The 24,825-nt window shown below is 40.9% G+C and carries 19 protein-coding genes; 8 read left to right on the top strand and 11 right to left on the bottom strand.

Annotation, left to right across the window (positions count from 1 at the left end; genetic code table 11):
• Positions 1-12 precede the first annotated feature (12 nt).
• On the bottom strand, positions 13-1,203 hold the full coding sequence (locus tag JEY82_RS05820; RefSeq protein WP_304083678.1) for an HD-GYP domain-containing protein: 1,191 nt from the start codon (positions 1,201-1,203) through the stop codon (positions 13-15).
• Between the two features lie 406 nt (positions 1,204-1,609).
• Between JEY82_RS05820 and greA the strand changes: the two genes are divergently transcribed.
• From greA to JEY82_RS05800, 4 genes are all read left to right on the top strand, one after another.
• Positions 1,610-2,092: a transcription elongation factor GreA gene (gene greA, locus JEY82_RS05815; RefSeq protein WP_304084068.1), complete on the top strand. Its 483-nt coding sequence runs from the start codon at positions 1,610-1,612 to the stop codon at positions 2,090-2,092.
• Positions 2,093-2,206: 114 nt separating this feature from the next.
• The gene (locus tag JEY82_RS05810; protein WP_304083676.1) at positions 2,207-2,977 is read left to right on the top strand and encodes a hypothetical protein; all 771 of its coding nucleotides are present in this window, start codon (positions 2,207-2,209) and stop codon (positions 2,975-2,977) included.
• A gap of 81 nt (positions 2,978-3,058) precedes the next feature.
• Positions 3,059-3,490, top strand: a complete 432-nt coding sequence (locus JEY82_RS05805) for an META domain-containing protein (protein ID WP_304083674.1) — start codon at positions 3,059-3,061, stop codon at positions 3,488-3,490.
• 18 nt (positions 3,491-3,508) lie between these two features.
• Entirely contained in the window at positions 3,509-4,147 is a 639-nt protein-coding gene (locus JEY82_RS05800) for a phosphatase PAP2 family protein (protein WP_304083671.1), read from the top strand.
• 202 nt (positions 4,148-4,349) lie between these two features.
• Here JEY82_RS05800 and JEY82_RS05795 read toward each other — a convergent pair whose 3' ends face one another.
• From JEY82_RS05795 to JEY82_RS05780, 4 genes are all read right to left on the bottom strand, one after another.
• Complete coding sequence (locus tag JEY82_RS05795; protein WP_304083668.1) at positions 4,350-7,496, bottom strand: efflux RND transporter permease subunit; 3,147 nt, start codon at positions 7,494-7,496, stop codon at positions 4,350-4,352.
• 122 nt (positions 7,497-7,618) lie between these two features.
• Positions 7,619-8,800, bottom strand: coding sequence for an efflux RND transporter periplasmic adaptor subunit (locus JEY82_RS05790; protein ID WP_304083666.1), 1,182 nt, complete (start codon positions 8,798-8,800; stop codon positions 7,619-7,621).
• A 176-nt stretch (positions 8,801-8,976) separates the two neighbouring features.
• Entirely contained in the window at positions 8,977-9,279 is a 303-nt protein-coding gene (locus tag JEY82_RS05785; RefSeq protein ID WP_092162797.1) for a late competence development ComFB family protein, read from the bottom strand.
• Between the two features lie 112 nt (positions 9,280-9,391).
• Positions 9,392-10,633, bottom strand: a complete 1,242-nt coding sequence (locus JEY82_RS05780) for a diguanylate cyclase (RefSeq protein WP_304083660.1) — start codon at positions 10,631-10,633, stop codon at positions 9,392-9,394.
• Positions 10,634-10,879: 246 nt separating this feature from the next.
• Here JEY82_RS05780 and JEY82_RS05775 point away from each other — a divergent pair, with 246 nt between their 5' ends.
• The gene (locus tag JEY82_RS05775) at positions 10,880-11,338 is read left to right on the top strand and encodes an Hsp20/alpha crystallin family protein (RefSeq protein WP_304083658.1); all 459 of its coding nucleotides are present in this window, start codon (positions 10,880-10,882) and stop codon (positions 11,336-11,338) included.
• 169 nt (positions 11,339-11,507) lie between these two features.
• On the opposite strand, the gene JEY82_RS05770 is transcribed toward JEY82_RS05775, so the two are convergent.
• The 4 genes from JEY82_RS05770 to queF form a co-directional block, all read right to left on the bottom strand.
• Positions 11,508-11,924 carry a putative zinc-binding protein gene (locus tag JEY82_RS05770; RefSeq protein ID WP_304083655.1) on the bottom strand — a complete coding sequence of 139 codons (417 nt, stop codon included), beginning with the start codon at positions 11,922-11,924 and terminating at the stop codon, positions 11,508-11,510.
• 135 nt (positions 11,925-12,059) lie between these two features.
• Entirely contained in the window at positions 12,060-13,175 is a 1,116-nt protein-coding gene (locus JEY82_RS05765; RefSeq protein WP_304083652.1) for a permease, read from the bottom strand.
• An 89-nt stretch (positions 13,176-13,264) separates the two neighbouring features.
• A complete protein-coding gene (locus JEY82_RS05760; RefSeq protein ID WP_304083649.1) occupies positions 13,265-13,594 on the bottom strand; it encodes a helix-turn-helix transcriptional regulator in 330 nt (109 codons plus the stop codon).
• 99 nt (positions 13,595-13,693) lie between these two features.
• Positions 13,694-14,197: a preQ(1) synthase gene (queF, locus tag JEY82_RS05755; RefSeq protein WP_304083647.1), complete on the bottom strand. Its 504-nt coding sequence runs from the start codon at positions 14,195-14,197 to the stop codon at positions 13,694-13,696.
• Between the two features lie 301 nt (positions 14,198-14,498).
• On the opposite strand from queF, the gene JEY82_RS05750 reads away from it, so the two are divergent.
• The 3 genes from JEY82_RS05750 (at position 14,499) to JEY82_RS05740 (ending at position 19,126) form a co-directional block, all read left to right on the top strand.
• Entirely contained in the window at positions 14,499-15,137 is a 639-nt protein-coding gene (locus JEY82_RS05750; RefSeq protein ID WP_304083645.1) for a queuosine precursor transporter, read from the top strand.
• A 146-nt stretch (positions 15,138-15,283) separates the two neighbouring features.
• Complete coding sequence (locus JEY82_RS05745; RefSeq protein WP_304083642.1) at positions 15,284-16,408, top strand: substrate-binding domain-containing protein; 1,125 nt, start codon at positions 15,284-15,286, stop codon at positions 16,406-16,408.
• Positions 16,409-16,411: 3 nt separating this feature from the next.
• The gene (locus JEY82_RS05740) at positions 16,412-19,126 is read left to right on the top strand and encodes a PAS domain S-box protein (RefSeq protein ID WP_304083641.1); all 2,715 of its coding nucleotides are present in this window, start codon (positions 16,412-16,414) and stop codon (positions 19,124-19,126) included.
• 25 nt (positions 19,127-19,151) lie between these two features.
• Here the strand turns inward: JEY82_RS05740 and JEY82_RS05735 are convergent, their stop codons facing one another.
• Both JEY82_RS05735 and JEY82_RS05730 read right to left on the bottom strand, forming a co-directional pair.
• Complete coding sequence (locus tag JEY82_RS05735; RefSeq protein WP_304083639.1) at positions 19,152-20,063, bottom strand: diguanylate cyclase; 912 nt, start codon at positions 20,061-20,063, stop codon at positions 19,152-19,154.
• Position 20,064: 1 nt separating this feature from the next.
• Positions 20,065-24,807 (bottom strand): PAS domain S-box protein, encoded by a 4,743-nt coding sequence (locus JEY82_RS05730; protein ID WP_304083637.1) that lies wholly within the window; start codon positions 24,805-24,807, stop codon positions 20,065-20,067.
• Positions 24,808-24,825: the final 18 nt, after the last annotated feature.

The following is a 24,825-nucleotide window of genomic DNA, read 5'->3' as shown; positions in this document are numbered from 1 at the left end:
CTTTATATCTCCTCAAGTTAAAAACCCCGTAAGCCGTTTCAAGTCTATGCCCAGTTCCGAAGGATCAATTTGACAAAGGACTTTCATTCCCTGCCCTTCCATACCATAAGAATTTAAATCAATACACTCGGAAACAACAGGCCGCATCTTTTTATCAAAAAGCACCTTAACCATCGGTTTTTGAGGGGCATCATCATTTGTTTCAAGGACCAATGCAAATCTCTTATCTTCCAATTGAACGAATGTACCTGGAGGATAAATACCCATAACCATTACAAAACGATTAAAATAAGCAGGATCAAAGTCAGTACCCTTCCATTTATACATAAGACTTAATGTCTTGGATGCGGTCATAGCCTTTTTATAAACTCTGACACTGGTGAGAGCGTCATAAACATCAGCAATGGCTATCATTCGTCCGAAAGGATGAATTCCATCTCCGGCAAGGCTGTAAGGATAACCTGTTCCATTAAATCGCTCATGATGCTCAACTACACCTCGAAGAATATCTTTCCGCATCCCTTCTACTGATCTTAAAATTTTCAATCCCAGCAACGAATGACTCTTCATTATATCGTATTCTTCATCCGTAAGCTTACCCGGTTTATTCAAAACCTTATTAGAAATCTGCCCCTTTCCTACATCATGAAACAAGGCGGCGACCCCTAACCGCTGCAAAGCGGCTCTATCCAGCCCGAGATCTTTTCCCAGCAGCACAGAATACAAATTGACATTTATGCAATGAGTATAGGTGTATTCGTCATAATTTTTGAGAAAAGACAAAGTCATTGATGCTGATTTATTAACAGAAACATTCTCAATAATCTGATCTACAATTGATTCCACATCTGCAATATCAACACTCTTACCATCACGAATGTCGCTTACCATTTTTTTTACATAGCTCATAGCTTCGCCGTGCACCTTACGTGCTGCAGGCAAAGCCTCCGCCAAATCTTGAGCCGCAGCATCTGCTGTCCGCTTTGACTTAGTCTCTTTTTTGTCAGGGATATCCAGAATTTTGTCTGTAAGGATTTCAACCTGCTCTGTGTCATCAGGAAGATATTTTGCAATATCATCAAAAGATTCTATAAATCTGCCGACTTCAACTTGCGGGTCAAGAAAAGACCCCTTACCGTACCCGCGAATATACATACCGGGCTTAACATCTTTTTTCTTAATAGCTTTTACGTTATCAGCCATTTATCTAAACCTATACACAGAGTTAACAACAATGCGTAGGACGCGCCTGCCTGCAGGACCTACCTTATTAATTATTCGCCACAAACTTCAAGGGAACCGAGCCCCTAAATTGAGGATCTTTTAGATAAGGTCTATTATAATCCTAAAGTAGCACCTCGAAATGTATTTATTTTTCAAATAACCCCACTCTGCTCAGACCGCAATTATACAAACCCAACTAAAAAATAACCACACATTCTGCTCGTTAGACATATAAAAGCTTCTTGACCATAGAGCGTGGATGTTCTACGCAAGTATTTCAGCAACTGAATGTTGCACCGTACTAAGCAGCTTCTCTTCCGGAAATCGCTCCGGTTGCGGCTGCATTTTTATTGACACCACCGAGGAAAAATTTGAGGTTTATGAAATGAGCACGATACCCATTTCAAAAGAAGGCTTTGCCAAGATTAAGAAAGAACTGGATTCTCTGAAAAGAGAACGTCCAGGCGTAATCAAAGCAATCAAAGAAGCTCGCGAAGAAGGCGACCTTAAGGAAAACGGGGGCTACCATGCTGCGCGTGAGCGTCAGGGAATGATGGAAGCTAAAATAAATTATATTGAATCCCGAATCCCTCATTTTAATATTATTGATCTGGCTACACTCGGAGGGTCCAAAATAATTTTTGGAGCAACTGTTGAGCTGGAAGATATTGAAACAGGCGATACAAAAATATATACAATAATGGGCCCCGACGAAAGTGATTTCAAAAAGGGAATCATCTCTATTGAATCCCCAGTGGGACAGGCTCTACTTGGAAAAGAAGAAGGCGACGAAGCTCTGGTTAACGCGCCTCGCGGAAAGATCGAATATGGAATTGTATCTGTGACCTTTAAGGGACACGTTTCCTAACGGACTTCCGTGAACGTATTACAGGGCAGCAATATGCGGCTTCTGAAAATAGATTTTTAAAGGGGATGTGCTTACGCGCAACCCCTTTTTCTTTTTGAGAGCAACCAAACGAATATGAGCAATAAAAAACAGCCTGCATTAGCGGATATTATGTATTCAGGATTCTGCGAAAAATGCAAGACAACTCATACGTTAGGATCGAAGAACACCCTCGAATTGTGTGAACTTCTCATGAAAAAACTGGACAGGGAAAAGCGCATAGATTTCACCGTCCCTTCCGCTGATGCGAATCCGGATTTGTCCACCGATTATCTTTTCGGCAATGCCCGGGGACAAATGTTCGGCGTAATGACTTACACAGATAATCAAGGGAAAACCGATGCTGCTTATGCTTTCTCAGGTCAATATAACGGCATATGGGAAGTTGCTGGATGGGTTGCACCCATAATTGATACCACCGAATTTGATTCTCTTACCAAAACTACGGAACTCGAAATCAAAAGAATCGGCAGAGAAATGGAACTGTTCCCAGCCGAATCAAAAGAACGCAAAGAACTTTCCCTGCACCGCAAACAAATGTCCCGCGATTTGATGCAAAAAATCCACGCCATATATCGTTTACCCAACTTCACCGGAGAAACTAAAATCCTACCGGAAGTAGCTCCTTCCAACAAAGGAATTCCAACCGGCACAGGTGATTGCTGCGCTCCGAAGCTCCTTAATTTCGCTTTACGCAACGGGCTGACACCGCGCGGCATAGCTGAATTTTATTACGGCAAAGAAAACCGCTCCGGCTCCAAGCAGCATAAGCAGTTTTATTCTTCCTGCGAAGAAAAGTGCGGATTGATACTTGGACATATGCTTTGCGGATTAAGCTCAGAATAAAGGGCCTCCAGCTTCAACAATATTTTCCCATATCGTAAATATCATTTTCAGATTATATTACACTCACGGAGGATCTGAATAATGACAAAAAAAGACATCTCATCTACGACATTTAAAATTCTTTTTATCTGCCTGACACTTTTTTTGGCAAACTGCGCCGGTTCCAAAACCACGCAATCTCCCGAACTGCCATTACAAACAAAATGGGTTCTTGAAGATCTCGACGGTAAGGGTGTTATCGATTTCGCACAGTCATGGCTTATGTTTTCTGAAGACGGGAAAATATCAGGATCAGGCGGGTGCAATCGTTTCAGCGGAAGCTACACTTTTAATGATCAAAAAGTCGAAACAGGACCACTTGCAAGTACTCGCATGGCCTGCGGAGAAGCACTTGATCATCAGGAATTCAAATTTTTTGAAGCTCTCGGTCAACCTCTAAGTATTAAAACAGAAAACGGTCTGCTCTTCATGGAAGGCAATGGAAGAACCCTCCGCTTTTCGCGCATGGAATAGTCTACCGGAGAAATAGATATGTTTCGAGATTCAGACAAACTCGGAAAACTAACAATAGTCATCGGTATACTTACCTTGATCACCATTGTGCTGTTCTATCAGTTCCTCGATCTACCCATCGCGAAAGGCGCTCATGCCCTTAAGAACTCTTTTCTGGTAACACTCGGTAAGGGAATAAGCGCGTTGGCATCAGAACATGTGGTTCAAACTATAACCTTCGCAACTCTTTTAACCGGAGTATGTGACGCTGTAGTTAATGGGCAGAGTATGCGCTCCCGCAGCTTGCTTTTTATTGCCCTTGCAACAGGAAGTGCAATGCTGATCGGTGATGAATTGAAATGGTTTTTCGCCCGTTACAGGCCGCTTCTTTTTTTTGAGAACGGATCTTACGGCTTCACCTGGTTTTCAGATAAATATCTTAAACATTCATTCCCGTCAGGACACACTCTACGCGCTTTCTCTTTAACCTGTCCTATTGCGCTGCTTTTACCAAAAAGACGCTGCCTGCCACTGATTCTGGCTGTATTGATAGGTCTCAGCAGAATTGCTGTGAGTAAGCATTACCCTTCGGATGTAATATTCGGAGCTTTCATCGGAATGGCTTGCGCAGCATGGAGTTACTATTTCATTTTCAGGGACACACGCTACTTACGCTGAACTCAAAAGCACACTGACTATAAGCCGTTTACATTATTTTGACTTTGCCAGTTCCCATTCACCGAATCTAAAAAACTATCTTTTATTCCCAAAAAAAAGATCCTTCTTACAAATCAATATTTGCAAAAAGGATCTTTTAATTTTTATAAGTCTTCCGTTTTACAGAAAACAACCAAATCTGATGAATTATTCTTTTTACTTTCTACGATTCATCACCGGAAGAATCGCCTTTAGTCTTTCTCGCTTTGTTCTTTTCTATCATTTTAATGAGCTGCACATAAAATAGAGGTACAAATAGAACCCCTAAAATAGTCGCCGCAATCATACCTGCAAAAACAGATGTCCCCAGCGCATGACGACTACCCGAACCGGCACCGGTCGCGACAACAAGCGGAATAACTCCGAGAATAAACGCGAATGAAGTCATCAAAATCGGGCGGAATCGCAAATGAGCAGCTTCAACCGCCGCATCAACCACAGATAAACCACTTTCATACTTATGCTTAGCAAACTCAACTATCAAAATAGCATTCTTCGCCGCCAGACCGATCAGCATAATTAAACCGATTTGAGCGTAAACGTTATTATCAAGACCACGCATCCATTGCCCGGCAATCGCCCCGAAAACTCCGAGCGGCACAGAAAAAACAATGGCGAGAGGAATAATCCAGCTTTCATACTGCGCTGCCAGAACAAGAAAAACCATAAGCACCGCAAGAGCAAAAATAACCACAATTTCGCCGCCGGATTTCTTTTCCTGATAAGCTATATTCGTCCAGTCAAAACCATATCCTCTAGGAAGAACCTCATGGGCAACCTCTTCCATAGCAGCAATTCCCTGTCCGGTACTGTAACCGGGAGCGGTTGCCGCTGTTATTTCAACAGCTCTGAACAGATTGTAACGACGGATATATTCCGGCCCCTGTATTGTCTCTTTTGTTATCAAGGTAGAAAGAGGAATCATCAGCCCCGTGTCCCCGCGCACATAGAATTTGGAAACATCCTCGGGACTGGTTCTGAACTGCGAATCGGCCTGCGCCATTACGCGGTATGTTCTACCATATTTATTAAAATCATTAATATAATATCCGCCAAGAAATGTCTGCAAAGCGCTGAAAACTTCATTAAGAGGAATTCCAAGCTTGCTGACTTTATCCCGGTCAACATTTACAAAAAGCTGCGGCACATTCGCACTGAAAGAAGAAAACTGACTCTGTATCTCAGGACGCTGTGAAGCTTTAGCCATAAAGTCCCGCGCAGCCTGAGCCAACTCTTCAACTGTCCCACCTGATCTATCCTGCAATTCAAACTGCAAACCACCGGTTGAACCGATTCCATTAATTGGAGGCGGATTGAAGTTGTAAACTCTTGCATCCTGAATACCCATAAATTTCTTCTGGGTTTTCTGCATAATAGCCCCGACACTCAGAGATGGATCTTTACGATCATCCCAAGGCTCCAATATGGCAAAAACAGTCGAAGTATATGATGAATATGCAGATGTTATCAGGTTAAAACCGCCAAGAGCAAAGAAATCTTTAACTCCCGGTTCATTTTTCAGGATTTTTTCAATTTCTTTTACAGCTTCATCCGAACGCTGGAGAGAAGCTCCTTCCGGCAACTGGACATTAACCATAAAGTATCCCTGATCTTCGTCAGGAACAAAACCGGTCGGAACTGAACCGAAGAGGACCCATGCACCACCCAGAATAATGACAAAAAAAGTAAGGGACACAAAAGCTTTTCTGATCATAAGCCGTACACCAAAGGTGTAACCTGCCGTAACCTTACTGAAATACTTATTAAAAACTCTGAAAAACCATCCCAGAGGACCACGGGCTTCCGTTTGCGGACGAAGCAGAAGAGCACACATGGCAGGAGAAAAAGTCAATGCATTTACTGACGAAATTGCGACCGAAACGGCAAGGGTCAGCGCAAACTGTTTATAAAGCTGACCGGTTATACCTCCCATGAACGCAACCGGAATAAATACAGCAATAAGAACAATTGTAGTCGCAACAATAGGACCTGAAACTTCTTTCATTGCCGCTTTTGTTGCTGTTCTTGAGTCCATTCCTTCTTCGTCAATTTTCTTTTGAACAGCTTCCACGACAACAATGGCATCATCAACAACAATCCCGATGGCTAGAACCATTCCGAAAAGGGTCAGCGTATTGATGGAGAATCCGAGTACTTGGAAAAATGCAAAAGTTCCCACAAGTGAAACAGGCACTGCAAGCATAGGAACGATTGTTGCCCTGAGATTTTGCAAAAAGATAAAGACAACTATGAAAACAAGAAACATTGCTTCATAAAGAGTGCTCAAAACTTCATCAATGGAGGCTGTAACAAAAAGAGTAGTATCGTAAGGGATGTCATAAACAACATCTTTCGGGAAAGATGGAGCCAGTTCTTTCATTGTACTGCGAATTTTCTGAACAACATCGAGCGCATTCGCCCCGGGAAGCTGATAAACAAGAAGCATTGCATTGGAAGCGGCCCCCTGCCTTCCGAAAGCAGTGTAAGATTTAGACCCCATCTCCACTCGCGCAACATCTCTGACTTTTACAGTGCTGCCGTCAGGATTAGCCTTAATGATTATATTTCCGAACTCTTCAGGTTCGCTAAGTCTACCTTTAACCCGGACGGTCATCTGAAACTGCTGATTCATAGCGGCAGGAGGCTGTCCGACCTGTCCTGCGGGAGCTTGCAGATTTTGAGCCTGCACAGCGGTAACAATATCACCGGAGGTAATTGCAAGGCGGGCCATTTTGTCAGGATTAAGCCAAAGACGCATTCCGTAATCCTGATCACCGAAAAGACTGATATTACCGACTCCGGGAATTCTGGCAATCGCGTCATAAAGATTAATTTTTGCGTAGTTATTAAGGAAAAGAGAATCATATGTACCGTCCGGAGAAAGCAAACTGACAACACAAAGCATGCTGGAGGACTGTTTCTTTACACTGACACCGGACTTTGTAACTTCAGCAGGAAGCTGAGGAGTAGCAAGGTTTACACGGTTCTGCACATCGACAGTAGCCAGTTCAAGGTCACGGCCAAGGTCAAAAGTAACATTAAGAACAAGCCTTCCATCATTGGAACTGATGGAGTTCATGTATAGCATATCCTGAGCACCGTTAACCTGCTCTTCAATAGGAGCGGCTACAGTCTGCTCAACGACATCGGCGCTGGCCCCGTTGTATACGGTAGAAATCTGCACGCTGGGAGGAGCAATTTCAGGATACTGAGCGATAGGTAAAGAAAAAATACTCAGCAAACCTACAAGTGTAATGACTATGGATATTACCGATGAAAAAATCGGTCTATCGATGAAAAAATTAACCATTCCCCTTCCCTGTATATGAGCTTAAAAAGCTTCCCCCCGCAGAATAAGGGAGGAAGCTTGCTCACAAAATAATTTATGTAAACCGTTTAAAGATGCCCGGAAAATATCTACACTCACGCTGCTTATTTAGTCTTATCAGGAGTTACAATCTCCGGAGCAATCAATGTTCCCGGCCTGATTTTGTTAACACCGTCAGCAATAATCAGATCTCCGTCTTTAAGCCCCTTCCCAATAACAGCACTTTGATCATTTGAATAATCAATCGTTACCGCATTTTCAACAACAGTTCCATTGGAAGATACAGTCAAAATCGATTTACGACCCTGAACATCTAAAATGGCTCTTGCAGGAACAACTAACGCATTTTGATATTCTTTAAGAAGAGCAACAATCTTTGCATACTGCCCGTCTCTCAGCATTTTCTCGGGGTTCGGAAAAACGGCACGCAAACTGAGTGTTCCGGTTGAAGGGTCCACAGCTCTATCTGCCATGCTGAATGTTCCGTTATGATCATAAAACTTACCGTCAGCGAGAATGATTCGAAGAGTCTGACTGCGCTCCGGCAAATTCTGTTTTCTTTTTTCTTCAATCTCTTTAATTGCAAAAAGATATTCTTTTTCGGGAATACTGAAGTTTACATATACAGGGTCTACGGCAGAAACTGTAGCAAGCAATGAAGATTCTTTCGCAACCAGTGCCCCAAGGTTGACCTGAGTTTTCCCGATAATACCTTCCATCGGTGCATAAATACTTGTAAAATCAACATTCAGACTTGCCTGCTTAACGGAAGACTTGGCATTATTGAGCTGAGCTTCAAGAACCTGCTTATCGGTTACCCGGGTGTCGAATTCATCACGACTGACCGCTCCCTGATCAAACAAAGTTTTAAATCTTTTGTAATCAGTATTAGCCTTATTGAGGGTCGCCACACTACGAGCCAATTCAGCTTCTGCCTGCTTCAAAGTTTCTTCGTAAGGTCTAGGATCAATAACGAAAAGGAGTTGTCCCTTAGTAACAATCTGGCCTTCATCAAAGTGACGCTCTTTAAGATACCCTTCAACCCGTGAACGAATTTCGACGGTCTTTTTAGCTTCAATCTGAGCTACGTATTCACCTTTAACAGGAAAACTCTGTTCGGTTACTTTATAAACTTTTACCGGAACAGCCTGTTGCTCAGCGGCTTTCTCATCTTCATCACCAAAGCATCCGGCAACAAAAACGAGTGAAACAAACATAAAAAACAAAACAAACCGTCTGCAGGGTATTTTTTTTACTTCTACAGTCTTGCGAAATTTAAAATTCACGAATCCCCCTAATACAATATATAAAAAAAATAGATTGGTTTAATATAACTAAAAAACAAATGACTCCGCCACCCTGTACGATAAAAGAGACACTAACTAATTAGCTATGTAAATAAAAGGAATTTATAACTGAGTTAAAAGCACTACTCCTCATTCATATCTGTATTCATTCAATACTAATGATGCAGTCTGGTTTTTACCCGCGCAATAGCTCCGGGAATTTCTTCTTTTGCCAGCTTACGCAAGTGTTCATACTCCACAGAAAAATCTGCACTTGGATAATTTCTATCAACAACACTTGATGAATAAAGACTCGGAATAGCATTCAAAACGACACAGGCAATATCAAAGAGACATTTATCACACTGGCAGAATTCAACTTCTTGCAGATCAATGAAAGCTTTGATCTCATCATAAACAGCTTGTTCGCTTAAATTTACAATATCGCCTGATTTAAAAAACTCATTAAATGTCAACATGGTATCCCCCTAAATCATTAATTCTGCTTATGAACCGTAGTTACTCCAAGGTATATTGTATAACATTAAGCATTTGATTCAAAGTAAATTTACCCTTTCTCTCTTCATGCAGCTATAGTGGATCGCAAACGACCTTATTTCTTCCGGAAGTTTTAGCTTCATATAAAAGAATGTCAGCCCTGTTAATCATTCCGTCCAGACCGAGTTTTACATTTGAAGTAACTCCGATGGAAACGGTAAATTTAAGTTTTTCATGCCTACAGTACATGGAAAAAGCTTCTATCATTTCCCTGAAACCATCCACATAACTTTCAAGCGCGGCTGAATCTACACCCTCAAGAAGAACCGCAAACTCTTCGCCACCGAATCGGGAGGCAAGCCCTCTGGACCCGAAATATTCAACAATCTTAGATGAAAATTCTTTTAGAACTAAATCACCGACATCATGACCGTAAGTATCATTTACGTTTTTAAAATGATCAATATCAAGCATAACAATACTCAACAACTTGTCATTATCTTCAGCTTCAACAAACAGAGGCTCTGCATGCTCGAAGAAATAACGCCTATTCCACATCCCGGTAAGAAAATCTTTATTTGCTCTGTCACGTGATTCTTCGAGCAATTCCAGCATTTCCAAGTTCGAATTAACCCTGCACAGAATCTCTTCGACACTTGCACTCTTATGGATAAAGTCATTTGCTCCGGTTTTCAAAAAAAGCGGTGCTGTTCGGGAATTTTCATCAGAGGAAAGAACAATAATACTGAGTTCATCCATATGACGACGAAGTCTCAATTTTGCAGTCAACTCCCGACCATCCATCCCCGGCATGGTATAATCTGTCAAGACCAGCTTTATATCGGGATTATCGGCAAAAATTTTACACGCTTCCTCACCATTTGCCGCTTCAAGCACGGTAAGACCCTGCCGTATTAAAACAGCTGAAATCCAATGACGCACAGTAATGGAATCCTCCACCACCATGACCTTGGTTTTTCTATTATTGAAAACACGCTTAACTATACGGACTATATATTCCGAATGCTCAGGCCTTTTAAGGACATAATCAACTATATTCTTTTTTAGAATATCTTTGAGCTGATTATCATCAAGAGAGGCGGTTACCACAATGGCAGGAATTCCATTTGCAGTTAATAAATCAATCCCGTCACCAGCTTCATGCCCTTCATAAATCAAACTGCTGAGCCCTACAAAATATTCGTTTTGTGAGATCAACTCAGCGGCCTGTTCTAAGCTATGTGCAGTATCACATTCAAAACTGGCATGTTCCAAAGTCCTTTTTATAAAAAGAGCTGTAACCTTGCTGGCATCGACTATTAAAACTTTTTCCACAGCTTATGCTCCCGAATGAAAAGACTAAGTCATACAACTACTTTAAAAACATGGAAATAAATAAGATCTTACGAATGTTTTCACCGCATAACAATAACTTTAAAAACAGCTTGATTATACACAGCCTTCACCAACTAAATAATTATTAACTTTTGACATTGACACTTGAACCTCTTTTGAGTGTATTATTGTAATAACCTCAAAGTGGTGCCGCTCGTTTGTAAAACTAAAAACAAGGAGATTAAAATGTTAAAAGATTTGTTGCCACAAATTAGACGCAGATCAAGACTAAGAGAAAGGCCAACAAACTTACTGGACTTAATGGAAGATCTTGGAAAATGGCCATTAAGTGCGTTTGATCGCTTCCCGTTTGAAGCCGAAGATTTTCCACCGTTAGACATTTGCGAAGACGAAAAAGAAATAACAATTAAAGCGGAACTTCCGGGATTAAAACCGGAGGACATTGACGTAACGATTAATCAAGGTCGCTTAACTATTAAAGGTGAAAAAAAATTTGAAGATGAGGAAAAAAGAGATAACTACCACCGCATCGAACGAAGCTACGGCAGTTTTCAAAGATCTGTGTCCTTACCTTCCAATGTTGAAACAACCCAAATTAACGCCAAATTCAAAAATGGAATTCTAAATCTGGTTATACCTAAAAATGAAACCAGTGAGTCTACCAAGGTCAAAATTGAATCATAATTACTGCAAACATGAAATATAAAAGAGGTGTTGCATCGGACGGCTTATTTATAATCTTAAAGAAGAGGGCTTTGACCTTCAAGGTCCTCTCTTTCTTTAAAAACAATCACCTTCTAGCGAGTACACACTTTTTTAAATTAACTCGGTCAGTAAGCAAAGGGAATTATAATCATTTTCTAGGACAAGTTTCGCAACCGCAAACTGAATACTTGCTGTCGGCGCGACGTTGCCCGAACAAAAGCTTAATCTTTTTCCTGAGTTCATCAATAAGCTCTGGATCGTCAAAGTCATCTGATTCTATAAATCCAAGTTCAGTCAAACAAAATTCATGGACGGGATGCAGCCCTGCCTTCTCAATCATTTTACAAGCACACTTCCTTTCACAACCATCTATAATTATGAGATCTTGAACGTTAGAAGCCATAGTAATACAGTTATCAACGCCTGCGCCGATTGCGGCAAGGCATATCATTTTTGAAAAACCGCTTTCATCCAGTTTTACAGCAATACTGTTCGCGGCCTGTCCGGCCTTTGAGGCTCCAGAGCATGCTACAACAAAAAATCCAGTTTCATATTTTTCCAGCATAAAGAAACCTCCTACAATAAATATACGATACTTCTTTTACCATAAGACCTGGTCAAAAAAAACTTAAAAACAAAAAAGCCTGCAACAATTGCTATACAATTGATGCAGGCTTTACCTTTCATTTATAAAAAAAAATTAAATAATCATATTAAAGATATATCCGACAATCAAAATTCCTCCGGCAACCACTCCTACAAAAACAGCAATCAGCTTGGGCTTTAACACCTTCCTCAAAATCACCATTTCAGGGAATGAAAGCGCAATGACACTCATCATGAAGGCAAGCACAGTTCCGAGAGCCGCTCCCTTACCAAGAAGAGCATCCACAATTGGAATAACTCCGGCGGCATTTGTGTACATGGGAATCCCCATCAATACGGAAACAGGAACTGCCCACCATGCGCCCTTGCCCATGATCGAGGCCATCATTCCCTCTGGAACATAACCGTGAATAGCCGCTCCGGCTGCAATCCCAATCACCATATACAACCAGACTTTACCCACAATATCTTTAACCGATTCCAGGCCGAAGCCGACGCGTTCTTCAAACGACATCGCTCCCAATGAACCGCTAGGATTTGCAGTTGCCAGTTTAACCCAGCCTTCAACGTGTTTCTCCATGCCCAGTCTACCGATTATCCATCCAGCTACAATAGCAATGGTAATTCCGGTTACAAAATACAAAGTCGCAATCTTCCATCCCATCATCCCGTAAAGAAGAACCAGAGCGACCTCGTTAACCATAGGCGCGGAAATAAGGAATGAAAAAGTAACTCCTAAAGGAACGCCTCCGGCAACAAATCCGATAAACAAAGGAACAGCCGAGCAGGAACAGAAAGGAGTAACAACCCCAAGAAGAGCCGCCATAACATTACCGACAGACTCCCTGCGTCCGGCAAGCATCTTCCGCGTCCACTCTACCGTGACATAAGAACGAATAATTCCAATACCGAATATTACCAGCCCGAGCAGCATCAAAACCTTGGGTGTATCATAAACAAAAAATTGTACGGTTTCCCCTATTCTGCTTCCCGGAATAAGCCCTAAAAGTTCAAACGAAAAATATTTAGAAAAAGACAGCAACTGTGAATACAACGCGAACCAGATAACAACAGTCACCAACAACGCAGCCCAAAGAGTTTTCCCCGAAAAAAATCCAGGCTCTTTTTTTTCAACTTTTCCAACACTTCCTATTTCTTCCAGTTTATTACCGGATGAACATGCACAAGGCTTAATATTTAACTCTTCCATGCCAAACTCCTACATTGTTTATTTTGCCAAATACGAAAACATTACTCCAAAAAAACAGAACAGATCCATCGTAAAAATGAATGCAGTCCTTATAACTTCTTAATCGAGTTTGAAGCGTAATCTTTAACCTGCTTTTCAAGCCTCTTGCCGAGAAACTCACTCAGACAATTCAAAAACCCGGGAACACAATCCATCAAAAGACTATAATACACATTCGTCCCGCGTTTACTGTCTTTAAGAATTCCCGCCTCTTTCAATAAGGACAGGTGCTTAGAGACAGTAGAAATATCGCGACCCACAAGCGGAACGATGTCACAAACGCAAAGCTCTCCGGAACAAAGCGCTTCTACAATCACAAGCCTGCTAGGATGGCCCAACGCTTTAAACACTTTCGCCTTAGCTTCAATATATTCATTCACGCTTGAACCTCCTTGACTTTCGTATTTGGCAAAATAAGAAATAACCCCAAAGTTGTCAACTGATTTAACCGTAAAAGTTATGACCGTTCATTATAATAATTATGAACGGTGTCTTCCAGACTCGATTTTCCACTCGTGGACAATATCACAGACCTTTACAAACTGTGTGCTGTCTTCGTTGTAATGCTCTGCAAAAACGTGAAGACACGTACCGCCGCGCGGAGAAAAAATACCTTTAACTCTCATCCACAGTGGAGAAAGACGGCTGACAAAATCATCCAGAATATTATTGGTAATTGTTTCCATAAAAGACTGATGATTGCGGTATGCCCCCATGTAAAGCTTAAAACTTTTGGATTCAACGCACACTTCGTCAGGAATATATTCCACGATGATATTCGCAAAGTCAGGCTGTCCGGTTACAGGACAAGGCGAAGTGTACTCAGGAAATTCTATGCTTATGATATAGGGCCTGCCCGGGAAATTATTCGGAAAGATCTCAAGAATTTCAGGACTGGGAGAATCATAGTTATAATTGGTGGCGCCTCCCTTTCCGAGAGTTTTCAATGCATCAGTCTTGTCTTGGCTTTTAGTCGTTTTCATAACAAATCCCCGTAATTTTATACTCATTCAGCGCAAAGCTGATTTTTATTTATTTTTAATGTTGAAAGCCGTGAGCAGATAACAGCTTATGACTTAAAAGAAAACTCCGTATAACCACCGAAAAGAAACGAAACAAGACTGTTTTTCTATTTTGACTTTTTGTTGCAATGCTGGCAACCCTTCTCTCCGAAAAGAATTTCAGGCCCCGAAGCAGAACTGTCGAGATGCGGGACTTTCTCCCTTTTGCTCGTATCGGGCAGACTCTGCTTCATGACAAGAACCATCAACACAAGGGAATATAATGCTCTCCTCAACCTTTGAACGCAAAGCGTTCACTCTTCTTACGTGCCTTTTTATCAGCTCACTTGTCATAGCCGCTGTAGTATCTACCAAGATAATCAGCATCTTCGGATTTTACGCTCCAGCTGGAGTCCTCGCCTATTCTCTAACTTTCATCGCTTCTGACATCATAAGCGAAATATGGGGAAAAGAAAGAGCAAATGAGGTCATCCACTGCGGCTTTATCGCACTTTTAGCTGCCATCTTCCTGTCATGGGCGGCACTTCACTGGACTCCGGCCCCTTTCTGGAACGGTCAGGACGGCTTTGCCAGTGTGCTGGCAAACACTCCAAGAATTGTGCTGGCATCTCTCATAGCATACTCGGTAAGCCAAACTCACGATGTCTGGCTGTTCCACCTGCTTCGTAAAAAAATGGACGGAAAACATTTATGGCTGAGAAACAACCTGTCAACGGTCACATCTCAGTTGATAGACTCTACCATTTTCGTGACAATTGCTTTTTACGGGATTTTACCGGTTACGGAGATTATTCTGGGACAATGGATGGCCAAAACAGCCATAGCTCTTTTAGACACCCCCTTAGTCTACTTAGGCGTTTCAGTTCTTAAGCGGCAGAACAGGCTCTGCACCGCTTCATAATAATTACGGGTTCTTTTAATATCTGCGGGCATTCTCAAGGGATGTCCGCAGTCTTTATATCTTTGACACATCTTTCTTCTTACAATTACTTTTAACTGCAAACCTGATATGATAAGCTCGTTCTTTAAAACCCCAAAGGGAATACAATGAGCTCATCATATAAAAACTATTATTTCATAATACTGACAGTATTCTTACTGGTTAGCGCTATACACCTTCCCACAGCAAAGGCCGCAGACTACTATCTTCTTGAAGATTTTTATAAATTAAATTCAGACGAAATTTCTAAAACAACTGATTTTAATGAATTGATTAAAAAAGACTCTCCTCCTCCCTTAAATAAAAACTTAACCGTCTCGATCGCAATGGTATATCCAGGCAAACAGATTTCTGATTACTGGAACAGAAGCAGTAAATCTTTTCTCTTACGTCTGAAGCAACATGGCATCACACCTCAAATACACTCTTTTTTCTTAAAACCCACAGCAACATTCCGCGAGCAGAATACCGTCTTCAAAGAAGCATTAGCAACTGATCCGAATTATCTTATTTTCACGATTGATACCCTCAGACATCAAAGAATGATTGAACCTCTTTTAATTAAGAACAAACCTAAAATAATACTCCAGAACATAACAACACCTCTTAAAGCATGGACCGACAAACAACCCATGATGTATATTGGATTTGACCATGTAACCGGCTCCCAAATGCTTGCTGAATATTTTGCTGAAAAAACATATGGAAACGGGCGTTATGCAATACTTCTTCCCGACCCGGGATATCTCAGCGAAGTAAGAGGGAAAACTTTTGTTTCTTACATGGATAACAATACAAATCTTGAGCTTGTTTCGGTCTATCAAACTGGAATAAATAAAGAAAAGGCAAGGCTTGCCACTCTAGCTATCATTGAAAAAAATCCTGACATAAAATTTATTTACGCTTGTTCTACAGATATAGCCTTAGGAGCTATAGAGGCCCTCCGCAAAAAAAATATGATCGGGAAAATTATGGTTAACGGATGGGGGGGAGGATCTTCTGAACTCAAGGCTATCCAGAAAGGAGAAATGGATGTAACTGTAATGCGAATAAACGATGACAATGGAGTTGCAATGGCGGACGCTGTCATTCTTGATATGTTAGGAGAATCTAAAAAATTACCTCTTATTTTTTCAGGTAGACTTGAGCTTATAGAAAAAGGAATCAATCCTCAAAAATTGGACCTCCTAAAAAATAAAAGTTTCCGTTACTCAGGACGTGCTGAGGATTAATTTATGATTAACTTGAACAAACTTCTCAAGAAAGGCCCGCTCAGGCTTACATCCCAAATAATCATTCCTATGCTTGGACTGCTTCTTATTATGGTAATTTTTATTTTTTCATGGTCCTTTTACCTCTCTAAATCAACCCTTGAAAATGAGCTGGCTCTTGATATTGAAAAAACCGAAAGTATTATAGGACTTTCTCTGGATAACACTCTTGGGGATATAAAAGATGATTTAATTGAATTATCAATATCTCCAGACTTCAAGGGAGCGCTTGTCACAGGAGATTCAGATTTTATTGAACAACAATTATATAACTTTCTAAGTTCTAAACAAGGATATCTTTTGGATATTCTTGACGTATTCAAGGGGGGAGAGCGCTGGGTTAATGCCGGAATTGTTGAAATACCTGTCATTCAGCTCAAAACAAAACATAAAAATGCTCTTACAACATTACCCACGTGGACTCATTTATCATTCAGAACACGAGACAATATTAAAACAATTCTGGTTTGTGCTGTACCTGTCACCAATGATCAAACCGGAGAAGTTGTTGGAATACTTTATGGAGGGATCGACTTAAATTCTAATGTTTCTTTTTTAGACAATTTAAAAAAAACATCCTCCGCCATTGACGCGGTACTGATAAGCAAAAAAAGAGTACTGATCAGCACCAGCAATCCTTCCGGCGAAACCATCAGTGAGCTCATCAGCTGGGCCCATAATGCTTTGCCAGGAAATTTTGTAGTTAAAGAAAATCTCATATTTTCTACAATACAACTACTTTCGAATCAGGCTGAAAGCCCTTTGCTTTTCAGTTTTTCACGAATCAACCCCTCATTTCAATCTCTTAAACTGGGTTTTATGAAAAGCTTGGGGATGATGCTCTCGCTTGCGATACTACTCTCTTTCAGTACTGCATGGATAATGCAAAAACGAATTCTCACAGCACTAAAGAAACTGACTGATTACGCTGATTCGGTTGTAAAAGGAACCAGCGATGCTTCTTTTATAAAAGGACAAGTAAAGGAATTCAACCAGCTAGGGGAAACCCTTGAAACAATGGTTGAAAATCTACATGAAAAAAGCACATATATATCCAAACTTTTTTCATCTGCCAAAGCTCCAATAATCAACTGTGATCTTCACGGTAAAATTATGGATATGAATCCTGCCGCTGAAAAACTGGCTAAATTTTCACATAAAAATTTTCATGGAAATGCTCTGATAGAGTTCTTCCCTCCCGAGTATTCACAAGATGTGGAGCAATACTTGGCGCGAGCCGCATCGGGACAAAATCCACCAATCGTTGAAATACCTATACTGACAAAATCAGGAGAGAAACCTTTTTTTGCGTGGACTTTCTCACCTGTAAAAATGGACCCGAATGGAAGAGCTAATTTCATATTGCTGCAGGGACAGGACATTACTGAAAACAAAAATGCGGTAAAAAAAGCTCTTGAAAGCGAAGCTAGACTTAGACAAATTATTGATCTTCTTCCTCAAGAAATATTTGCAAATGACATCCATGGCAAATTCCTTCTGGTAAATGAAAACAAAGCTGAAAGACTGCAGAAATCCACCGATAATATTACCGGGAAAAACTTAACCGAAGTCATAGATAACCATGATGATGTCACACGAATATTAGGTGATAACGAAAGAGTTGTAGAGCGAAATGAAAAGCTTTCAATCGAAGAAAGCTATCTGGACAAGGACAGAAATATACACTGGCTTGAAACAACAAAAGTACCCTATACATCAACAGCAACTAATACACCGGCTATTCTTACTATATCCATGGATATAACCCGCATAAAAGAAGCAGAAAGCACACTCCAGCATATGAATAAGGAGCTGGTGGAAAGAGTTTCCATGCGGACAATTGAACTTGAGAATGCAAACACAGCTCTGGTAAAATCAATGGATGAATTACGCCAGACCCAAAATAAACTTGTTGAAACAGAAAAAATGGCCTCACTGGGAGAACTGGTCGCAGGCATAGCGCACGAAGTAAATACCCCACTGGGTATCGGTGTAACTGGAACTTCCTACTTGAAAGAAATAACCGACAATCTGCAAACACAATTTTCAGATAATTCCTTGAAAAAGTCAGACCTTGAAAAATATATCGCTACGAGTTCCGTTGCGCTTATAAACATTGTGAAAAACCTTGACAGATCCGCAAAATTAATAAGTGACTTCAAACAGTTAGCTGTAGACCAGTCATCAGAAGACCTGCGAAATATTAATCTTCTGGATTATATCCAAGGAATACTTATATCCCTGAAACCCAAACTTAAAGGTCATAATCACACGTTGGAAGTAAAATGCCCTGAGGACATCGATATCACAATTTCTCCCGGCTCTCTCATGCTGGTAATTTCGAACCTTATAACCAACTCTCTGACTCATGCTTTTCCGAACAACAAACAAGGATTAATAACAATTGAAGCAAAAAAGAGCGGTAATGGAATTCTTTTCAAATATTCAGATGACGGGATAGGCATGGATAATGAACAACTACTCAAAATATATGATCCCTTTTACACTACAAAGCGAAGCTCCGGCAGCACGGGACTGGGGATGCATCTAGTATACAACCTTGTGACCAGAGCTCTAAAAGGAAGGATCGAGTGCGAAAGTACTTTAGGAGAAGGAACATCCTTCAACATCTGGTTCCCTACGGACAGTTCGCAGGAACCTGAAGAACAATATCTTTAATCTACAAGCAATGTAACAAAACCAATCAGCTCAGATCAGTCCATAAAACCATATTTCTACCGCGGCGTTTAGCTTCATACAACATAGAATCTGCCCCCACAGTCATATCCAGCGGCTTTGACGACATTGAAGGAGATACCGTTACCCCGCCAATGCTGACTGTCAGGAATTGCCCCGCAGAAGAAAATCCATGAACAACTTGTAAAGCCTCAACCGCCGCGCGCACCTTTTCTGCTTTAAATTTAGCTCCTTCAGCATCAGTCTCCGGCAACAGAATAACAAACTCCTCTCCTCCGAAACGAGCTGCAAGATCAGCCGGACGCTTTATCTCACGAGTAAGAACATTGGCGACGTTTCTCAGAGCTTCATCACCTGCAGCATGCCCATAGTTATCGTTGTACTGCTTAAAACAATCCACATCCAGCATAGCAAGAGAGATTACATCTCCTGACCGCAGACATCTACGCCATTCTTTTTCCACCGCAATTTCAAAACTCCGACGATTAGGCATCTCCGTCAGTCCGTCAAGATTTGCTAATCCTTCAAGGAGTTTTCGCTGTCTGGAAATTATGAGGTGATTCTTAATTCTGGCTTTTACAATGGACGGATGAAAAGGCTTATGAATGTAATCAACAGCGCCCATTTCCAGCCCGCGAGCTTCGTCCTGCTTTGAATCAAGAGCTGTTATGAAAATAACCGGAATATTTTTAGATAATTCCTGCTCTTTAATCTTATGCAGCAAAGCATAGCCGTCCATTTCCGGCATAACCACATCAAGCAAAATAAGGTCGGGAGGAAACTCCGCATTTATACGATCTAAAGCCTGATTAGCATTTTTTGCCAGTATAACTTTATAGTCCTGCCGTAATAAGTCAGCAAGAACATTGAGGTTCAGGCGCTCATCATCCACAACTAAAATTTTTGCTTTTTCATCCATTTCATGACCTTTTTCTAAGAGTGATACCAAGTTCTGCTGCAATTTTTTCCAAAACCAAGCAGCACTCATCAAAATCCAAGTTATCAATATGCTGCGTCAACTTTTGAAGCTGTCCCTCAAACTGTTCAGGATCAAGAAATCTTACCAATTCTTCAAGCACGTCATAAGAATCGGCATCTCCTTCTTTAAGAAGTTTATATAATTCATTTATAAGCTCAAAACTTTTATCTTTATCATTTATATATTCATTGTTTTCACTTTTATAAGCACCAGGCAACACACTTAATCCCTTAATGATTTTCAACAGCTCTGAAGCAAATAGCTTTAAAGAAGAAGCCATTCTGTCTTCATCAAATTCATGAATTTCACCCTCGATAATCCGACATAATTCATAAAGATGCTGTGCTCCGACATTACCACTTACCCCTTTAAGAGAATGAATTTTAATTGCGGCTTTTTCAAATTCAGAATTATCAATCAACATTTTTAAATCATCAGCAAAGTTCCCGTAATAATGTCTGAATCCCTTCAAAACTCGAAGATACCCTTTTTTATTACCCCCGACATTACTTAGTCCTTTTACAATATCAATTCCCGGAACTTCAGGAATATCTATACCATCCTGCTCTTCTCCGCCGCTGATGGGAACATAACTAAAAGCAGTTGATTTAATATACTTTTTCAAAACATCTAAAAGAGTTACGGGAGATATAGGCTTAGTTATGTGTTCATTCATACCGGCTTCTAAACTTTTTTCGAGATCACCCGGCATGGCATGAGCTGTCATTGCTAAAATAGGCAGATCTTTATAGTGCTCATCCGAACGGATTATCCGTGTAGCGGTAAGCCCATCCATCTCAGGCATCTGAATATCCATTAATACAATATCATACGGAGCGGACCACAAAGCATCCAAAGCCTGGCGCCCATTTTCAGCAACAGTCACGCCGATTCCAAAACTTTCAAGCATCTTTGTTGCCACGTACTGGTTAAGTTTATTATCTTCAACCAAAAGAGCCTTGATTTTACGCCGTTTAACCCCGGAGATGTTCTGCATATTATTCCAAACAGATGAATCTTTTTTTAGGTCCGTATCAAATTTGAATGCAGCTTTAACAGACTGATACAAAGAAACTCGTGTCACAGGTTTAGAAATAAACCCATTTACTCCGCTAAGCGACGCTTGTTTACGAACATCTTCTCCCACCCCGACAGGAATCATCATGACAATTGGAATATCAATTAAATCAGGAAGAGACCGGATCAAAGCAACTTCTTCAAAACCATCCGTATGAAGAGGATTATAATCCATAATAATTAAATCTGTTTTCGCGCCGTCGGCCCAATCTGATTGTAATTGATCAATACCTGAATCAGTAGAAGATTCTAAAACGACATCAAAAGATAAATACTTAAGCCATGCCCCGAGAAACTCTCTCGAAGTACTGTTCTCATCGATTACGAGAACTCTCATTCCGTGAGTGCTGGAAGGCATAATCAGACTGGGCTGAGTTTCAGCATTTATAAAATTTATATCAAACTCAAAAGAACTTCCTAAACCCGGCTGACTTTCAACGCTTATAGCCCCACCCATCAAATTGACGAGGCTTTTTGATATAGCAAGCCCTAATCCGGTCCCTCCGAATTTGCGGGTAGTTGAAGCATCTGCCTGACTAAAAGATTTAAATAATTCTTCTATTTCTTCTTTACTTAGCCCTATCCCGCTATCCCGGACAATAAATTTAAGACAAATATCGGACGGATTATGACATTCACCAACACAGGAAATAAGAAGTGAAACCTCTCCTTCCTTTGTAAATTTTATTGCATTATTCGTAAGATTTGTAAGAATTTGTCCCAAACGAAGAGGATCACCTATTATGCGATGCGGAACATCAGGAGCAACTGATAAAACAAAATCCAGACCTTTCTGTTCAGCCTTAATTGCAACCAGATTGCAAAGTTTATCAAGAACATTATCAAGCGCAAACTCGGTATTTTCCAGCACAAGTTTGCCTGCTTCAATTTTTGAAAAGTCAAGAATCTCATCAATAATCGAAAGCAAAGAATCAGCTGAAGACATCATTTTTTCCAGACACTCCCGCTGAGTAGTATCAAGAATAGAATTTAATACCAGATGCCCAAGTCCGATGATGCTGTTCATCGGAGTCCGTATTTCATGGCTCATATTTGCCAAAAATTCAGATTTGGCACGGGTCGCAGCTTCTGCGTCCAACTTGGCCCGATTAAGTTCTCTTGCAACTCGGCGGCGATCAGTAACATTACGCAAACATTCTATCCCGCCATAAATCTTCCCTGAAGCATCACGGAGTGGACAAGCCACGCCCCAAAAATACGCACCTTCTCCTCCAAAAACTTTTGGCGCATAAACCTCTCCAAACAACACATTTCCCTTACGCTGAACATATTCGTACATATCCGAAGGGATAGCTTCTTCTGCATCAATGGCCCAGTTGAGCAGAATAGGTTTACGAACTCCATAAAAAGGTAACGCATATTCATAATTGCCTTTACCTACCATATTCTCCTTCGACACTCCCGTAACATCCTCCATGGCTTTATTCCATGCGACAAGGACTCCTTCGGCATCGACAACCATCGTAGGGTCAGGCAAAAATTCAATTATATCATTTAAGCGACGATATGATTCTTCCAAAGCCTTTTCACTTTTACGCCTATCTGTCACATCTCTAAAGTTCCAAACCCTCCCTACTACTTCGGAACCAATGCGCTGAGAATTTGAATATCTTTCAATAATCCTTCCATCTTTCAGAATAAATTCATCGACATGATTCGGTTCAGACTCAAATGGAAAGTTCCATATTTTGTCGCTTGCCGACTTTGGACCTTCCACCAGATCAAGAATAAGCCCAAAAATATCGGTTACGATTCCATCATTTAAAAATTGCTCAGGAATATCCCACATATTGGCAAACCGACTGTTCCACGCGACAACCAGTCCGTATCCGTCAACCGCCAAAATACCATCAGCTGAGGATTCTATTGTTGCGGTAAGCAATGAAACAGAGCGTTCAATTTCCGCGCGACTGGCTCTTTTTTCGGTAATATCACGGAGTGTCCCAAGCAAAAGAGTTTTTCCATTAACTACGAGAGGGCGAATTCGAACATTAACGTAGAACTCTCCCCCATCTATACGTTTACCTACTCCCTCATACTCCAGACTTCCTGACTCAAGTGCAGTTTGAATATGTGCTGCAAAAGAAACAACAGAAGAAACCCCATCCGGTTGCATTTTAGGCATAAGATTTGCCGGCGAAAGATATTTAAATTCCTCTTCCGAGTGACAACGGAACATGGAGAGAGCTTCCGGGTTGGCACTCACGAAATTGCCGTTTAAATCCATTAAAACAATTGCATCATTCGCATAATCAAAAAGAGCTCTATATTTTACTTCCCGTTCAATTAAAGCTTCTTCTGCTTTTTTTCTTTCTGTAATATCACGCCAGACAACGTGGAGTATATTTTTCCCTTTATACATGATCGGGGTGAGCAAAACTTCAACCGGAAAAACCTCGCCGTCAGCTTTTTTTAGAATCCACTCAAAACGATCTGCCCCATTGAGCAAACACTCTCCTGCAATACGGCGAAACTTTTCCAAAGAAGAACTTCCGTCAGGCTGATACTCAGGCCCCGCCTCTTTCGGGCTTAAGCCTATCAGCTCTGAACTTGAATTCATGTGCAGAAGTTTATAGGCGGCCCGGTTACACTGAACGATAAGCTCATTATCTATTAAAACTACAGCATCAGATGATTCTTCAAAAAGAGTCCTGAATCGCTCTTCACTTTCTTGTAAAGCCAAGGCTTTCAAACGGGCCTGCTCATGCAATTGAAGCCGGTCAAACGCAATTCCGACATAAGGAGAAAGAAACAAGAGAATATCTAAATCCCCTTCATCTAAAATTTCCGACTCATCATAACTTTGCACAGCTAAAACACCTATAGTGCGCCCCTCATGGATAAGAGGAACTCCGAGCCATACAACCGAAGGAGCTCCAATTATCTCCAGCTCACCGAGCGAGATAAGCTCAGCCTGTTTACGTCTGTCCGCCAGCAAAGGAGTACCTGTTCTTATCACATAATCTGTAAAACCCTTTGCGAGAGACCTTGGAGGAGGAATAGGCTCCACGTCTTCAGTAAAATAAGGAAAGCTAAGCACATCCTTTTCTTGGTCATAAAAAGCAATATAAAAATTACGAGCATACATAAACTCGTTAATATGTTTTTGTACTATAGAATAAAACTCTTCCATGCCCGAGACTTCCGTAACAGCAAGAGTTATACGGTACAGTGAACTCTGAACACTCTCCATCCTTCTGCGCTGCGCAACTTCTTCATTTAAAATCTGATTCAACTTAAAAAGCTTACGATTCCAAAAAAATATTAACAGAATGACAAACAGCAAAAGAATGACAACTTCACCCAAAACGCTGAAATCCAATGCCGGATCAGCCTTATTCCTAAACTTACTTTGAGAGGATTCATTCCCGGAAGAAGTTTTCTGAACATTTCCAGAACGTGGATTTTGTGCATACCGAACTTTATCGCCGCTAAAAACGGCATAAGATTTTTTATTATCTTGAACTTGGGCACAGTATAATTTTTTTGCCGAAACGGACAAAAAAAACATCGAGAGCACAACTACATACATCCCGTGTTTCAGCATTTTAAAAATGCGGCTTTTACTTAAAGAATTAAAAAACAATTTTTCTCCCTTACAAGC

Source organism: Maridesulfovibrio ferrireducens (genome assembly GCF_016342405.1).
GTDB classification, from domain to species: domain Bacteria; phylum Desulfobacterota; class Desulfovibrionia; order Desulfovibrionales; family Desulfovibrionaceae; genus Maridesulfovibrio; species Maridesulfovibrio ferrireducens_A.
Note: the sequence above shows the minus strand (reverse complement) of the source record. Positions and strands in the feature narration are given on the sequence as shown.

Coding starts and splice junctions, on each gene's coding strand:
- JEY82_RS05820 (WP_304083678.1), bottom strand. CDS start 1,203: ATGGCTGATAACGTAAAAGCTATTAAGAAAAAAGATGTTAAGCCCGGT.
- greA (WP_304084068.1), top strand. CDS start 1,610: ATGAGCACGATACCCATTTCAAAAGAAGGCTTTGCCAAGATTAAGAAA.
- JEY82_RS05810 (WP_304083676.1), top strand. CDS start 2,207: ATGAGCAATAAAAAACAGCCTGCATTAGCGGATATTATGTATTCAGGA.
- JEY82_RS05805 (WP_304083674.1), top strand. CDS start 3,059: ATGACAAAAAAAGACATCTCATCTACGACATTTAAAATTCTTTTTATC.
- JEY82_RS05800 (WP_304083671.1), top strand. CDS start 3,509: ATGTTTCGAGATTCAGACAAACTCGGAAAACTAACAATAGTCATCGGT.
- JEY82_RS05795 (WP_304083668.1), bottom strand. CDS start 7,496: ATGGTTAATTTTTTCATCGATAGACCGATTTTTTCATCGGTAATATCC.
- JEY82_RS05785 (WP_092162797.1), bottom strand. CDS start 9,279: ATGTTGACATTTAATGAGTTTTTTAAATCAGGCGATATTGTAAATTTA.
- JEY82_RS05775 (WP_304083658.1), top strand. CDS start 10,880: ATGTTAAAAGATTTGTTGCCACAAATTAGACGCAGATCAAGACTAAGA.
- JEY82_RS05770 (WP_304083655.1), bottom strand. CDS start 11,924: ATGCTGGAAAAATATGAAACTGGATTTTTTGTTGTAGCATGCTCTGGA.
- JEY82_RS05765 (WP_304083652.1), bottom strand. CDS start 13,175: ATGGAAGAGTTAAATATTAAGCCTTGTGCATGTTCATCCGGTAATAAA.
- queF (WP_304083647.1), bottom strand. CDS start 14,197: ATGAAAACGACTAAAAGCCAAGACAAGACTGATGCATTGAAAACTCTC.
- JEY82_RS05750 (WP_304083645.1), top strand. CDS start 14,499: ATGCTCTCCTCAACCTTTGAACGCAAAGCGTTCACTCTTCTTACGTGC.
- JEY82_RS05745 (WP_304083642.1), top strand. CDS start 15,284: ATGAGCTCATCATATAAAAACTATTATTTCATAATACTGACAGTATTC.
- JEY82_RS05740 (WP_304083641.1), top strand. CDS start 16,412: ATGATTAACTTGAACAAACTTCTCAAGAAAGGCCCGCTCAGGCTTACA.
- JEY82_RS05735 (WP_304083639.1), bottom strand. CDS start 20,063: ATGGATGAAAAAGCAAAAATTTTAGTTGTGGATGATGAGCGCCTGAAC.